The organism is Janthinobacterium sp. SUN128 (genome assembly GCF_030587275.1).
GTDB classification, from domain to species: domain Bacteria; phylum Pseudomonadota; class Gammaproteobacteria; order Burkholderiales; family Burkholderiaceae_D; genus Janthinobacterium; species Janthinobacterium lividum.
Genome location: NZ_JAPWHY010000005.1, coordinates 42407 through 57297, shown reverse-complemented (window position 1 = coordinate 57297; position 14891 = coordinate 42407). Strand labels below are relative to the sequence as shown.

Here is a 14891-nt window from a genome sequence, read left to right as displayed (position 1 = left end):
AGCAGCGCCAGCATCACAGCGGGGGGCGCAATGCCCCCCGGTCACCCGTCCATGCGACAAAAATCAATCTTCCGCCACACATCGCCCTGCCCCGCAACACGAAACTCTCTACAGTCGAGCCCGTTTGTGTAAAATTTGCTTCACTTATCGGCATCGCGCCGATTGCCAAATTTGAAAGCTTAACCATGAAACAAGTCGTCATCAGCGGTACCGGACTGTACACGCCGCCATTTTCGATCTCCAACGAAGAGCTGGTCACCTGCTTCAATGCCTACGCTGAAAAGTTCAATGCCGACAACGCCGACGCGATCGCTGCGGGCACAGTGACGGCGCTGGACCTGTCGAGCGTGGCCTTCATCGAAAAGGCGTCCGGCATCAAGTCGCGCTTCGTGATGGAAAAGGAAGGCATCCTCGACCCGGCGCGCATGGTCTCGCGCATCGCGGAACGGGGCGATGACGAACTGTCCCTGCAAGCGGAAATGGCGGTTGCCGCCGCGCGCGACGCCTTGGCGCGCGCGGGCCGCACGCCAGCCAATATCGACATGGTACTGGTGGCTTGCAGCAATATGCAGCGCGCCTACCCGGCCATGGCCGTGGAAGTGCAGGATGCGCTGGGCATCGACGGTTATGGTTTTGACATGAACGTGGCGTGCTCGTCCGCCACCTTCGGCATCCAGCAAGCCGTGGCCGCCGTGCAAAGCGGCCAGGCGCGCGCCGTGCTGGTGTTGAATCCCGAAATCACCAGCGGCCACCTGAACTGGCGCGACCGCGACAGCCATTTTATTTTTGGCGACGCCTGCACCGCCATCATCGTGGAAGCCAAGGACACGGCCGTGTCCAAGCACCAGTTCGAGATCATCGGCACGGAACTCAAAACGCGCTTCTCTAACGCCATCCGCAATAATTTCGGCTTCCTCAACCGTTTTGACGAGTCCGGCGTGGGCCAGGCCGATAAACTGTTCCGCCAGCAAGGCCGCAAGGTCTTCAAGGAAGTGTGCCCGATGGCCGCCGAAATGATCAAGGCGACCCTGGCCAAGGCCGGCGTGGAAGTGGCGCAAGTGAGCCGCTACTGGCTGCACCAGGCTAACCTGAACATGAACTTGCTGATCGCGCGCCTGATCCTGGGCCGCGACGCGGAAGCGAACGAAGCGCCCGTGATCCTCGACACCTACGCCAACACCTCGTCGGCCGGCTCCATCATCGCCTTCCATAAGTATCAGGATGATATGGCGGCGGGCGCCACGGGCGTCATCTGCTCGTTCGGCGCCGGTTATTCCATCGGCTGCGTGATCGTGCGCAAGGTGTAAAGACACGGGGTGGCATAGGGTGGAATCCTTGAATTGGGAGAAGATCCGGGTGGATGACATGCGTTCGTGGCCACCTGGACGAAGATAGTGCACAGGTTTTTTGCAATAAAGCCGCAGGAACCTTCCGGCAGGGGCTTTGATGCGTTTATACTTGGTCGCTGAGCAACATCTTTTTCCATCCGCACGTCCCATAAGGAACCCCACACGCATGCCCCATGACATCAGCCTGATCACCACCATCGCCGCCGCCCTCGGGTTCGGCCTCATCTTCGGCTTCATCGCCGCGCGCCTGAAACTGCCGGCCCTGGTCGGCTACTTGGCCGCCGGCATCATCATCGGACCGGCCACGCCCGGTTTTGTGGCGGATGCGGAAATAGCCGGACAATTGGCGGAAATCGGGGTGATGCTGATGATGTTCGGTGTCGGCCTGCACTTTTCCATCGAAGATTTGTGGGACGTGCGCAAGATCGCGCTGCCTGGCGCCATCCTGCAGATCGGCGTCGCCACGGCGATGGGCATGGGACTGGCCCACTGGTGGGGCTGGACCCTCGGTGGCGGGCTGATCTTCGGCTTGGCCCTGTCCGTGGCCAGTACCGTGGTGCTGCTGCGCGCGCTGGAAGAACGGGGCATCCTCGATTCCCTGAATGGCCGCATCGCCGTCGGCTGGCTGGTGGTGGAAGACCTCGTCACCGTGCTGGTGCTCGTGCTGCTGCCGGCGTTTGCCGGCGTGCTGGGCGGCAAGGTCGCGCCGGATGCCGAGGCTGTCAGCCTGTGGCAAACCCTGGCCATTACCCTGGGGCAAGTGGCCGGCTTCATCGTCTTCATGCTGGTGGTCGGCCGCAAGCTGTTCCCGTGGATTTTGTGGCAGGTGGCGCGCACCGGTTCGCGCGAGCTGTTCACCCTGTGCGTGATCGCCGCCGCCGTCGGCATCGCCTATGCATCGACCAAGCTGTTCGGCGTGTCGTTCGCGCTGGGCGCCTTCTTCGCCGGCATGGTGCTGCGCGAATCCGAACTCAGCCACCGCGCCGCGGAAGAATCGCTGCCCCTGCGCGACGCGTTTGCCGTGCTGTTCTTCGTTTCCGTCGGCATGCTGTTCGAGCCGAACATCCTCATCGAGAAGCCCCTGCAAGTGCTGGCCGTGTGCGCCATCATTATCTTCGGCAAGTCGATCGCCGCCTTCCTGCTCGTGATGGCGCTGCGCTATCCGCCAAAAACGGCCATCATCGTCTCGGCCAGCCTGGCGCAGATCGGCGAGTTCTCGTTCATCCTGGCCGCCCTGGGCCTGTCGCTGGGCCTGATGCCGCAAGAAGGCCAAAGCCTGATCCTGGCCGGCGCCATCCTGTCGATCGCCTTGAATCCGCTCGTGTTCAGCATGGCCAAGCCGCTGCTGCGCGTGATGAGCAACAGCGATTTCGCGCGCAAGTTCGAACGCACCACCGACCCGCTGGCCGAGCTGCCGATGACGGTGCCGCAGGAAAAACTGTCGGGCCAGATCGTCCTGGTCGGCTATGGCCGCGTGGGCCGGCGCATCGCCGCCGCCCTGATGGAACGGGGCATCCACTTCGTCGTGGCCGAGGAAAACCGCGAAATCGTCGACCAGCTGCGCAAGCAGGGCATCCCGGCCGTGGCCGGCAATGCGGGCGAACCGGCCGTGCTGATCCAGGCGCACATCACGCACGCCACCATGCTCGTCATCGCCACGCCCGATACCTTCCACGTGCGCGCCATGATCGAGACGGCGCGCGCGCTGAACCCCTCCATCATGACGGTGGTGCGCACGCACAGCGAGGAAGAGGCGGAATTGCTGCGCGCGGAAAACGCGGGCAAGGTGTTTATTGGCGAGCACGAGCTGGCGAATGGCATGGCCGAGCACGTGCTGCAGAGTTTTGATGCGGCGAAGAAGGGGCATGGCCATTAAGGTTCTTTGATACCGAACCTCTAGCCCATGCAAATGCCGGGGTCGGACCCTCAGGGTCCGACCCCAGTTTTTTCCGGGTTATAAACTGGCGGCCAGCTCCGCGCCTTCCCGTATCGCCCGCTTGGCGTCGAGTTCGGCCGCCAGCGCGGCGCCGCCGATCTTATGGAAACGGGGGCCGCCCGCCGCCAGTGGCTTGCCATCCTTGTCGACGGGCGGCATGAGTTCCGTCAAGCTGTCCTGGCCCGCGCAGATGACCACGTTGTCCACCGCCAGCAGGCGCTGCTCGCCGCCCACGGTGATGTGCAAGCCTTGCTCGTCGATCTTGTCGTAGCTCACGCCGGCCAGCATGGCCACGCCGTTTCTCGCCAGTGCCGCGCGGTGCACCCAGCCCGACGTCTTGCCCAGTCCCGCCCCCACTTTCGAGGTCTTGCGCTGCAACAGGAAGATCTGCCGCACGGGATGCGGCGCCGCAGGCGGCACCAGGCCGCCGCCGGTGGCCGCATCCAGGTCCACGCCCCACTCGCCCGCCCAGGTGGCCACAGGCTGGGGCAGCGGATGCGCCGGGTCGTGCAGCAGGTATTCACCCACGTCGAAGCCGATGCCGCCCGCGCCGATGATGGCCACGCGCGCGCCCACGGGCTTCTTGCTCTGCAGCACATCCAGATACGACAGCACCTTCGGATGGTCGATGCCGGGAATGGCCGGCAGGCGCACCTTGATGCCGGTGGCGACGATGACGTCGTCGTAGCCGCCCGCCAGCAATTGCTCGCGCGTCACGCGCTGGCCCAGGCGCAGCTTGACTTCCAGCAGCGCCAGCCGGCGTGCAAAATAACGGATGGTTTCCGTAAATTCTTCCTTGCCAGGTATCTGCATGGCCACCTTGAACTGGCCGCCCACGCTGTCGCTGCTGTCGAACAGGCTCACCTCGTGCCCGCATTCGGCCGCCACGCAGGCGGCGGACAGGCCGGCCGGCCCGGCGCCGACGACGGCCACCCGGCGCGGCACGGCCTTTTTCGCGTAGACGAGTTCCGTTTCATGGCAGGCGCGCGGGTTGACCAGGCAACTGGCGCGCTTGTTGGCAAACGTATGGTCGAGACACGCCTGGTTGCAGCCGATGCAGGTGTTGATTTCGTCGGCGCGGCCGGAAGCGGCCTTGGCGACAAAATCGGGGTCGGCCAGGAAGGGGCGCGCCATCGACACCAGGTCGCAGTCGCCGCGTTCCAGGATGGCGTTGGCTTCGTGCGGCATGTTGATGCGGTTCGACGCCACCACGGGGATATTGACTTCGCGGCGCAGCCGGCCCGCCACGGAAGCGAAGGCGGCGCGCGGCACGGAGGTGACGATGGTGGGGACTCTTGCCTCATGCCAGCCGAAGCCCGTATTCAAAATGGTCACGCCGGCGTGCTCCAGGGCCTTGGCCACCGTCACCACGTCGTCCCAGGTATTGCCGCCCTCGACCAGGTCGAGCAGCGAGTGACGGTACATGATGATGAAGTTGGGGCCGACGGCGGCGCGGATGCGGCGCACGATGTCCACGGGCAGGCGCATGCGGTTCTCGATCGTGCCGCCCCAGCGGTCCTGGCGCAGATTCGTGCGCGCGCACAGGAACTGGTTCAACAGGTAGCCCTCGCTGCCCATCACTTCGATGCCGTCATAGCCCGCCTTTTGCGCCAGGCGCGCGCAGCGCACGTAGTCGCAGATGGTGCGTTCGATGCCCCGTTCGCTCAGGGGACGGGGCCGGAATGGCGAGATCGGCGATTTCTTCGCCGACGCCGAGACGACGAACGGCTGATAGCCATAGCGGCCCGCATGCAGGATCTGCATGACGATCTTGCCGCCCTCCTCGTGCACGGCGCGCGTCACCTTGCGGTGATTCGGCACGTCGCCGAGGAAATTGAGCGTGCCGCCGAACGGCAGCAGCCAGCCCTGGCGGTTCGGCGAGATGCCGCCCGTGACGATCAGCCCCACGCCACCGCGCGCCCGTTCGCGGTAAAACGCGGCCAGCTTGCCATAATGGTAAAAGCGGTCTTCCAGACCCGTGTGCATGGACCCCATGATGACGCGGTTGCGCAAAGAGGTAAAACCCAGGTCGAGCGGGGCCAGCAGGTGGGGATAGGCAGTCATGGTGATCGGTCCGGTAGAGGTGGTATGCAGGCCGTACGGTAGCAAGCATTGCCGCTCGCCGCAGCGTATTTCTCTAGACCAGGAGTTCTAAATCGCCCGGCGCACTGGCCGGCGATGCGTACAGCTTGTGCCGGGGGCAAGTTTCCCGTAGGCTAGGTGACATGACGCGACTCTTCCTTTGCCTGCTGATGCTGTGCGCCGTCCCCGCGACCGCGCTGGCACAGGCGACACGCCTGGACAGGCTGAAGGTCGACGTCAAGCGCATCGAGGTCGACGGGCAGCGCATGTATGAAGTCGATGCCAGCGGCAGCGTGCAGGCGCCGCCGGCCTCCGTCTGGAAGACCCTGACCACGTACGAGCGCATGCATGAATTCGTGCCCGACCTCAGCTCCTGCCGCGTGCTGTCGCGCAACGGCAATGAAGTCATCATCGAGCAGCAGGGCATGGCGCGCTTCCTGTTCATGAACCACCCCATCCACCTGGTGGTGCGGGCCACGGAAACGCCGTTCACGGCCATCGATATCGCCCTGATCTCGGGCGACATGCGGCATTACGAATCGCGCTGGAATCTGTATCCCATCCCCGAGACGGGCGGCACGCGCATCGTCTTTTCCAGCCGGCTGATGCCGGGCTTCTACGTGCCCGGCATGCTGGGCACGACCATGATACGCGGCGATATCGAGCGCATGATGGCGGCCGTACTCACCCGCATCGACAGCCAGTACGCCGATAAATCCGGATAACGACACCGGAAAAAACCTACTGCGCGTCGCGATTTGCAGCCTCCGCTGCTCACTGTGCTAAAGCACAGCTCCGCTGCTCAGCTACAACTCCCATCCGCTCGCTACGGTTTCATCCGGTGTTAAAAAATCAGGCCAAATAGGTATCGCGGTCGCGGATTTCCGCGAAATTTTCCAGGCTGCCCAGTTTTACCGTGACAGGGTTCAGGCTCGCTTGCGGCTGCATCGAGCGCCAGGCGAACAACCATTCCTGCTCGGGCGCCTCGGCGCGCGTCTTGGTGAAGGCGGCGCCCAGGGCGGCGCGCTGGCCGTATTCGACCAGGCCATCGATGCCTGCCCAGCTGGGCAGGGTGCGCTGCACGGCGCGGTGCAGGCGTTCGCCGAATTCTTCCGTATTGTGGATGATCAAACAGGCGTCGGCCGGGGCGAACAGATCGAACAATTGTTTGTCCCACACTTGCGAAAAGCTCAGGGTCAGACAATTGCCCGCTGGCGCCAGGCGGAACTGGCCCAGGCTCAGCGCCAGCTCGAGTTCGCTGCGCTGGCCGTAGCGGTGCAGGGTGGGGGGACGTTTGTAATCGTGCATGCTGGACTCGTTCTTCAATAGTAGGGTAAACCGGCGCGCCGCTTAACGGGGCGGGCGGATATGGCGCCGGATGCGCTGGGCCGTCGCGGCCAGATAAATTTCGCGCAGTAAATAAATAAAACAGCCGATCAGGCAAATCACGGCCAGCACAAAGAAGGCCGCGATGTATTTGTCCAGGGTCAGGTTCAGAATATCGCCCAAAAACAGCATGGCGATGATGACGCAGACGAAGAAACCGCACGCCGTGCTCAGCGAAATCGAATAGTTGATCAGATGGGTACGCCGATACAAGGTATCTAGCTCATCCATATAGAAATCGTTGTAGCCGATGTCGAGCCGGTCTTCCAGCACGCGCGTGCGGTCGATGATGCGGCCCAGGCGGTTGGTCAGCACCACCAGCATGGTACCGATACCGGTCAACAGGAAAACCGGCGCAATCGCCAGCTGGATGATATGGCCGATGTCGCCGATCTGTATGTTCATGTATAAAAAGTCGTGGGTTCACACCGGCGCCCGACCGTGGCGCCAGCACAGGCCATAGTGTAGCAGGTGGCGCACGCCGGCTGGCCGCTTTGCCAACCGGCGTGGTTGAACGTCATGCGAAGCCGCGCCCCGGCACGAAGCGCTCGGTGGCTCGCACCAGCGCCGAAGCGATACCGTGCTCGAGCGCGCCATGGCCCGCGTCCGGGATCATTTCCAGCTGTGCGCCGGGCCAGGCTTGCTGCAAACGGTAGGCCGACAGCGGCGGGCAGATGGCGTCGTAGCGCCCTTGCACGATGACTGCTGGCAAATGCGCGATGCGCCCGATGTTACGGATCAGCTGGTCTTCCTCGAAGAAACCGAGGTTGGCCATGTAATGCGATTCGAGCCGGCCCACGCCCAGGTCCAGCGCATCGTTCGGCGCATCTTCCGGTTGCGGCATCAGGTACACGCGGCGCCCTTCGAAGCGGCTCCAGGCGCGCGCGGCCGGCCAGTACACGGCGGGATCGCTGCTGAGGATGCGTTTCACGTAGGCGGCCAGCAAGTCGCCCCGTTCCTCTGCCGGGATGGGCGCGGCGAATTCCTCGTACAGTTCCGGATAGAACCAGCGCACGCCGTCGATGAACCAGTCGATTTCCGCCTGCGTGCACAGGAAAATGCCACGCAGCACGAAACCGAGGCAAGCCTCCGGATGCGCCTGGCCATACGCCAGCGCCAGGGTCGAGCCCCAGGAGCCGCCAAACACCAGCCATTGGCCGATGCCGAACTGGGCGCGCAGGCGTTCGATATCGGCGATCAGCAGCTGCGTCGTGTTGTTGCGCCATTCGCCCAGCGGCGTGGACTTGCCCGCGCCGCGCTGGTCGAACAGGATCACGCGGTAGCGCTGCGGATCGAAGAAGCGGCGGTGCTGCGGCGACAGGCCCGCGCCGGGCCCGCCATGCAGGAACAGCACGGGAATGCCGTCGGGGTTGCCGCACTCTTCCCAATAAATGGTGTGGATGTCATCGACCGCCAGCATGCCGTGCCGGTTCGGCGACAGGACGGGAAACAGGGGAGACAGGGAATCGGGCATGGCGGTCCTCGGAGTGGCGGTCAGGGCGCCAGGCACGAGTCCTGGCAACTGTTCCAATTATAGTGCGCCCCCGGCGCCTCAGGCCAGCAGCAAGGGCAGGCGGTTCGACGACTTGATTTCGCGCATCGACAGGCTGGACTGGATTTCCGCCACGCCAGGCAGGCGGCGCAACACGGTCGAGACGAATTCGCCGTACGCTTCCAGGTCGCGCGCCACCACTTGCAGGAAATAATCGGCTTCGCCCGCCACATTGTGGCACGACAATATCTCGGGAATCGTCGCGATGGCTTGCTCGAACTGCGACGGCTGCTCGCCGCCATGGTTGGCAAACACGACCCGGACGAATGCGACCAGGCCGATGCCCAGCTTCTTGCGGTTGAGCAAAGCCTGGTAGCCGGTAATAAAACCTTCCTCTTCCAGGCGGCGCAGACGGCGCCAGACGGGGGTTTCGCTGAGCTTCAAGCGCTCGGCCAGGCGCGCATTCGACAGCCGTCCTTCATCCTGCAACAGCCTGAGTATCTGCAAATCAGTGGCGTCGAGGCTAACTTCTGAAATTTTCATCTATTTTTTGTTTTTATAGGAGTGGAATCTACCCTAATACTAGGGCATGCAGGGCAGGAAAAGCAAGCACATTTCATCACAGCAAGAACATAATGGGATCCGGCGAGCAGGCTGCACCGTGCGCATGCTCCCGCTTTTCTTTTCGACTGGCCCATGTCCGATTCTACCTTCCTGATGTACCTGCTGGCACTGGCTGGCGCCTTTTTATTACCGGGCCCCGACATGGCGCTGGTGCTGGCGACGGGCGCCGCGCGCGGCGTGGCCACGGCGCTGGTGACGGCCCTCGGTATCGCCGGCGCGCGCGCCGTCCACGTGGCGCTATCGGGCGCGGGCCTGGCGGCATTGATGGTGACGCATCCGCAAGCCTTGCAATGGGTCAAATGGGCGGGCGCCGCCTACCTGCTGTACCTGGCGCTGCGCCTGCTGCAGTCGGCCCTGTCGAGCCAAACGGCGCAGGAAGCGGCCGCGCCCGCCACGGCGCATGGCGCCCGCGCCAGCCTGGTGCGCGGCTTCCTGACGAATCTGCTCAATCCGAAGGCACTGCTGTTTTGCAGCATGTTCCTGCCGCAGTTCGTCGCCGGCAGCGAGCAGGTCGGCATGCAATACCTGCGCCTGGGCGCCGTCCTGGTGCTGGTCGGCCTGCTGTTCGACGCCCTGTACGCCGTGCTGGCCGCGCGCCTGGCGCGCCGCCTGCGCGGTAAACCTTCGCCTTACGGCAAGTTCGTGCTGCCCACCGTCTTCGTCTTGCTGGCCGGGCGGCTGGTGCTGGGCTGACTTTTCAGCGGAAGCGGCGCCACGCCGGCAAAAAAGGCGGGGTAATCGTTCAGCAGGCTGCGCTCCAGCTCGTTGACCTTGCGAAATTGCCGCAGCGTGGGCGCCATGGCCCGGCCCGCATCCCAGCTGCGCCAGGCATTCGGCGCATCGAATTGCGCCAAGAGGGCATCTCCCAGATCCTGGTACACGGCCGCCATCTGCGGCTTGGCCTGCAGCACTTGCAGATACAGCGCGGTCGCTTCCGGCCATTGCCCCAGCTTGGCGCGCAAATTCCCCTCGAACAAGGCCAGCACGGGCTGCTCCAGCCCCGTTTGCGTCCTTGATTCCTGCACCGTCGTCAATGCTGCCTTGATGCCTTCCTGGTCCTTGGCCAGCAGTGCGCGTGTCAAGTCGTGGATGGGCTGGCACTCCTGCATGGCCAGCACCTGCTGTGGCGACAGCTTGTCGACCAGGGCGCCCGAGGAAAAATGGTCTTCCAGCATGGTCAAAAATGCCTCGAAGGGTTTTTCTGCCGCAAACAGGCGCTCGGCCTCGGCGCGCAGCGCGGGATGTGCCTGCGGACTCAGCGGCGGCAACAGCGCCGCCTGCGCCAGCACGCGCTCGAGCGGGGGCGCATCGGCCGCCAGCGGGCGTGGCCGGTAGGCGGCCAGGGTATACGTGGCGGGCGCACCCGCCGTCATGGCGCTGACGCGGAAGTGGCGCGTCACGCTGCCACCCACCTCCTGGTAGTGCATGGTAAATTCGGCGGGAATGCGCTTGCCGTCGGCCAGCATCTTCAGCACCAGCGGATGGCCGCCCCAGGTGTAGCGCAGGTACTGGGCAAACGCCGTGGCATCGTCGCCGCTGACGGGGCTGCCGGCTATCGCCAGGCGCAGCAGGGGCTGCCCGTCGAGCGACCACAGCACGGCGCCGTCGAGCACTTGCGGCGCCAGCGCGTTGCGCCGCTTGTTGTCCAGCACCGACAAAGCCTGTTCCTCATACACGGGCAACGTTGCGTGCTGCTCAAGGCCGCCCGCCTTCAATATGCCGACGATCCCTTGCCGGTGGCGCAGTTCGAAGACGCGAAATCCCGCCACGTCGAACAGCGAATACGTGTCGTAGGTGGACGCCGCCATATCAATCAGGTGGCGGCGGCGCGCGGCAAAATCGAGCACGGACAAGCGCGTGCCATCACGCACGCTCAGGTAATGGGGCCCCAGCACGACATCGCTTTCCTGCGTATCGCGCGCGGGCAGGCTGGTTTTCACGCCGGGCTTGTTGACGCGCTCGGTAGTCACCGTGACATGGAACGCGACGCTGGCCTGGGCCGCGCCGGCGCCCAGGAAAAGAATGACGGCCACGCTGGCGCGGCGCAAGACAGGAAGGAGGGGCATGGAAATGGTGCAGTGGAGAAATGCTGATTCTAAGGCAAATCCGGCGATCACCTTGTTTTGCTGGCAAGCATAAAAAAAGACAGCCGCAGCTGTCTTTTTGTTTGACCTCAATACCGATTACGACATGTGCTGGCCGCCGTTGATCGAGATGTTGGCACCCGTGACGAACGCGGCTTCATCGGAAGCCAGGTAAGCGACCAGGCCGGCCACTTCTTCCGGCTTGCCCAGGCGCGCCATTGGAATTTGCGGGATGATTTTGCTGTCGAGCACTTCCTGCGGAATCGCCATGACCATCTTGGTGCCGATGTAGCCTGGCGAGATGGTGTTGACGGTGACGTTCTTGCGCGCCACTTCCAGCGCCAGCGACTTGGTGAAACCATGCATGCCGGCTTTCGCGGCCGAATAGTTGGTCTGGCCGAAGGCGCCCTTCTGGCCATTCACGGACGAGATATTGATGATGCGGCCCCAGCCGCGTTCCACCATGCCGTCGCAGACGGGCTTGGTCATGTTGAAAACGGAATCGAGGTTGGTGCCCATCACGGCATCCCAGTTCGGCTTGTCCATCTTCTTGAACGTCATGTCGCGCGTGATGCCGGCGTTATTCACCAGCACGTCGACAGGACCGATTTCCGCTTCCACGGCCGCCACGCAGGCAGCCGCCGAATCGTAGTCGGCCACGTCGCACGGATATGCCTTGAAGTCGTAACCCATGTCTTTGGTCGACGCCAGCCATTCCGCGACCTTCGGATTGCCTGGGGAATATGTGGTCACCACGCGATAGCCGAGCGCGGCCAGCTTGAAACACACCGCTTCGCCCAGACCACCCATGCCACCAGTTACCAATGCAACTCTTGCCATTTTCATCCCCTCAGTGTCGTTCTATTGCTAAAAAGTTAATTATTTAATGAAAGCAATCCAAAACCGCCGCGTGACGGCGGCGTACTGCACCGAACCAGGCCGCCACGTATTGCGCGTAACGGCCCAAGTTCGGTGTCAGCGATTAATCACGCTCAATTGCGAGGGCGACACCCATGCCGCCGCCGATGCACAATGCGGCCAGGCCTTTCTTGGCGTCGCGGCGGATCATTTCGTGGATCAGGGTGACCAGGATGCGCGCGCCCGAGGCGCCGATTGGGTGGCCGATGGCAATCGCGCCGCCGTTCACGTTGATCTTGCTGGTATCCCAGCCCATTTCCTTGTTGACGGCAATCGCTTGCGCGGCAAACGCTTCGTTGATTTCCATCAGGTCCAGCTCTTCATGCGTCCACCCGGCTTTTTTCAGGCACAGGCGCGATGCGGAGACGGGGCCCATGCCCATGACGGCCGGGTCCAGGCCCGACGAAGCGTAGGCCTTGATGCGCGCCAGCGGCTTCAAGCCCAGTTCTTTCGCTTGCGAGGCCGACATCATGATCACGGCGGCGGCGCCATCGTTCAGGCCGGACGCGTTGCCGGCCGTGACGGTGCCATCCTTGGCGAACGCGGGGCGCAGGCCGGCCAGCGATTCCAGGGTCGAACCGGGCTTGATGTATTCGTCGCTGTCGAAGACGACCGTGCCTTTTTTATTGGCGATTTCCAGCGGCAGAATTTCATCCTTGAACTTGCCCGCTTTTTGCGCCGCTTCCGCTTTCAGTTGCGACTGCAGCGCGAATTCATCCTGCTCGGCGCGCGTCACTTCGTATTTCTTGGCGACGTTTTCCGCCGTGATGCCCATGTGGTACTGGTTGTACACGTCCCACAGGCCGTCGACGATCATGGTGTCGATCATCTTGAAGTCGCCCATGCGGAAACCGTCGCGCGAGCCGTTCATCGCGTGCGGCGAGGCGCTCATGTTTTCCTGGCCGCCGGCGATGATGATGTTGGCGTCGCCGCACTTGATCGCTTGCGCCGCCAGGTGCGTGGCCTTCAGGCCGCTGCCGCATACCTTGTTGATGGTGAATGCCGGGATCGAGCTGGGCAGGCCAGCCTTGATGACGGCCTGGCGCGCGGCGTTCTGGCCGACGGCAGCCGTCAGCACCTGGCCCAGGATCGCTTCGCCGATCAGGTTCGGGTCGATGCCGGTTTGTGCCAGCAAGCCCTTGATTACATGCGCGCCCAGTTCGGACGCAGGAATCTTGGCCAGACTGCCACCGAATTTGCCGACTGCGGTACGGCCGGCGGCCACGATTACGACATCATCCATTTATTTCTCCGATAAGCAGGCCACGAGGGCCAAGGTCAAGGTGTTAATACAATCCAATGAGTATCCGGGAAGACACAGCAAGCTGCGTTTCATTCTAGCGCGGCACGCGCCGCAGTTCCAGCGCCGCACCGCAGGCGGCGGCGATGACAGCCTGCTTGCGGTGGCGGCGGGCGGCCTGGCGCGGCGGATAGCCGCTGCCGGGCCGCAACACGCTTACGCCTGGCGAGCAGGACGCGTATTTTTATTTTTATCATACCCTTCATCGGCGCCGCCGAAAGTGGTTTTTAGAAAATTATTGAAGGGAATAATCAGGGGCACAGGCGTTTGCTTTACCACCTGCACCAGCTCGCCAAATTTTTGACGCGATGCAGCAAACTCACCCTTTGTCACAGTGTCGAATTTCTCCTGGGTTTCTTGGGCAACATCCTTTGCCTGGCGGCCATATGCACCGATGCGTTCGATGGCCAGTTGCGACTGCGTGCGCGACAGTTCCAGCAGCGCCTGCGGATCCTTCACGGACAGCAGCTGATTGCCTGCCACCGTAGCGGCGGCCAGCGCCGCGCGGGCCGCATCGATCTGCAAGTCCAGCACGCTGGCGCCGCTGTCGACAGCGGCCTGGGCATACGCTTGCGCGCTGATCAATTGTGCTTCCACCAGGGCCTTGCCGGCCAGTGCCCATTGCTCGGAAAATGAAAACATAGTGTTCCTCTCCAATTTGATGGCGGTGCATGTTGCGCCGCACAGTACTCAACTGTAAGCGGTGGTTCATTGCTGAACCTTGATATTTATCAAGCTTTGCTGTTGGTTTGTTTCCAACTCAACGTTGATCAGGACAACAACTTGATACCGTCCAGCGACGCCGCGCACTGCTCGCGTATCACGCTGACGAAATCGCGCACATACGCCTTGTCCTGCAAATGATCAGGCACGGAGACATACAGGTCGCTCCACAAGCCGTGCTCGCCCACCGGGCGCGCCACCACATAATCGTAATCGACGTAATTCTTGATGGCCCAGTTCGGCAAGGCGGCAATGCCGCGCCGGCTCGCCACCAGTTGCAGCACGGCGACCGTCAATTCCGCCGTACGGCGTTCAAACGCGATGCCGGCGGGGCGCAGCACTTCGCGGATCAGGTCGATGCGCTCTTCCGGCACGGGATAGGTAATTAATGTTTCGCCCGTAAAGTCGGCCGCCACCAGCCGGCGCTGCGCCTGCAGCCGGTGCTTCTGCGCCATCACCACCAGCATTTCAAAGCGGAACAGGGGAAACACGGTGAAGTCGGGACCATATGGCGAACCGATCACGAGGTCCGCCTCGCCCGAGCGCAGCAAGTCCGCCGGTTCGCTGTGAAAGCCGGACACCAGGTCGATTTCCACTTCCGGCCAGCGCTGGCGAAACGCATCCATCACGGGCATGAGCCAATCGAAACAGGTATGGCATTCGAGCGCCACGCGCAACTGCCCCTTGTCGCCTTGCGACAGGCGCGCCACGTCGCGCTCGGCCAGTTCGATCTCGGGCAGCAGCTTGTCGGCCAGGGCCAAGAGACGGCTGCCCGTGGCCGTAAACGCGATCGGCATGGACTTGCGTTCGAACAAGGGCGCCTGGTAGCGCTCTTCCAGCAAACGGATCTGGTGCGACAGGGCCGACTGGGTCAGGTTGAGCAGCTGCGCGGCGCGCACCAGGCTGCCGGACGAACGCAGGGCACTCAGGGTGCGCAGGTGGCGGATTTCTAGCATCGGCAAATGAAATGGCGTACGTGAATGATTTTCATGTTATT

The 14891-nt window shown here is 63.1% G+C and carries 14 protein-coding genes; 4 read left to right on the top strand and 10 right to left on the bottom strand.

All coding sequences use genetic code 11. The features are described 5' to 3' along the window. Window positions 1-185: 185 nt before the first annotated feature. Entirely contained in the window at window positions 186-1307 is a 1122-nt protein-coding gene (locus O3297_RS25340) for a beta-ketoacyl-ACP synthase III (RefSeq protein ID WP_305050700.1), read from the top strand. A 208-nt stretch (window positions 1308-1515) separates the two neighbouring features. Next, window positions 1516-3225 carry a YbaL family putative K(+) efflux transporter gene (ybaL, locus tag O3297_RS25335; RefSeq protein ID WP_070258417.1) on the top strand — a complete coding sequence of 570 codons (1710 nt, stop codon included), beginning with the start codon at window positions 1516-1518 and terminating at the stop codon, window positions 3223-3225. Window positions 3226-3303: 78 nt separating this feature from the next. On the opposite strand, the gene O3297_RS25330 is transcribed toward ybaL, so the two are convergent. After that, on the bottom strand, window positions 3304-5349 hold the full coding sequence (locus O3297_RS25330; protein WP_305050698.1) for an NADPH-dependent 2,4-dienoyl-CoA reductase: 2046 nt from the start codon (window positions 5347-5349) through the stop codon (window positions 3304-3306). A gap of 161 nt (window positions 5350-5510) precedes the next feature. Between O3297_RS25330 and O3297_RS25325 the strand changes: the two genes are divergently transcribed. Further along, window positions 5511-6092, top strand: a complete 582-nt coding sequence (locus tag O3297_RS25325; RefSeq protein WP_249153662.1) for an SRPBCC family protein — start codon at window positions 5511-5513, stop codon at window positions 6090-6092. Window positions 6093-6219: 127 nt separating this feature from the next. Here the strand turns inward: O3297_RS25325 and O3297_RS25320 are convergent, their stop codons facing one another. The 4 genes from O3297_RS25320 to O3297_RS25305 form a co-directional block, all read right to left on the bottom strand. Further along, window positions 6220-6675, bottom strand: a complete 456-nt coding sequence (locus O3297_RS25320) for a hypothetical protein (RefSeq protein WP_034752899.1) — start codon at window positions 6673-6675, stop codon at window positions 6220-6222. A 42-nt stretch (window positions 6676-6717) separates the two neighbouring features. Then, complete coding sequence (locus O3297_RS25315) at window positions 6718-7158, bottom strand: DUF2721 domain-containing protein (protein WP_034783716.1); 441 nt, start codon at window positions 7156-7158, stop codon at window positions 6718-6720. 112 nt (window positions 7159-7270) lie between these two features. Then, window positions 7271-8227 carry a prolyl aminopeptidase gene (gene pip, locus O3297_RS25310; RefSeq protein WP_305050697.1) on the bottom strand — a complete coding sequence of 319 codons (957 nt, stop codon included), beginning with the start codon at window positions 8225-8227 and terminating at the stop codon, window positions 7271-7273. Window positions 8228-8305: 78 nt separating this feature from the next. Beyond that, window positions 8306-8788 (bottom strand): Lrp/AsnC family transcriptional regulator, encoded by a 483-nt coding sequence (locus O3297_RS25305; protein ID WP_034752896.1) that lies wholly within the window; start codon window positions 8786-8788, stop codon window positions 8306-8308. Window positions 8789-8941: 153 nt separating this feature from the next. On the opposite strand from O3297_RS25305, the gene O3297_RS25300 reads away from it, so the two are divergent. Further along, window positions 8942-9562, top strand: a complete 621-nt coding sequence (locus O3297_RS25300; protein WP_257219329.1) for a LysE family translocator — start codon at window positions 8942-8944, stop codon at window positions 9560-9562. Here O3297_RS25300 and O3297_RS25295 read toward each other — a convergent pair. The 5 genes from O3297_RS25295 to O3297_RS25275 all read right to left on the bottom strand — a co-directional run bounded on the left by O3297_RS25295 (window position 9499) and on the right by O3297_RS25275 (window position 14850). After that, window positions 9499-10935, bottom strand: a complete 1437-nt coding sequence (locus O3297_RS25295) for a hypothetical protein (RefSeq protein ID WP_305050694.1) — start codon at window positions 10933-10935, stop codon at window positions 9499-9501. The genes O3297_RS25300 and O3297_RS25295 overlap by 64 nt on opposite strands. Before the next feature lie 117 nt (window positions 10936-11052). Then, window positions 11053-11793, bottom strand: coding sequence for an acetoacetyl-CoA reductase (phbB, locus tag O3297_RS25290; protein WP_034783722.1), 741 nt, complete (start codon window positions 11791-11793; stop codon window positions 11053-11055). 142 nt (window positions 11794-11935) lie between these two features. Continuing rightward, a complete protein-coding gene (locus tag O3297_RS25285) occupies window positions 11936-13114 on the bottom strand; it encodes an acetyl-CoA C-acetyltransferase (RefSeq protein WP_034783723.1) in 1179 nt (392 codons plus the stop codon). A 213-nt stretch (window positions 13115-13327) separates the two neighbouring features. After that, entirely contained in the window at window positions 13328-13813 is a 486-nt protein-coding gene (gene phaP / locus O3297_RS25280) for a TIGR01841 family phasin (protein WP_034783725.1), read from the bottom strand. A gap of 128 nt (window positions 13814-13941) precedes the next feature. Continuing rightward, window positions 13942-14850 (bottom strand): LysR family transcriptional regulator, encoded by a 909-nt coding sequence (locus tag O3297_RS25275; RefSeq protein WP_034783726.1) that lies wholly within the window; start codon window positions 14848-14850, stop codon window positions 13942-13944. Window positions 14851-14891 lie beyond the last annotated feature (41 nt).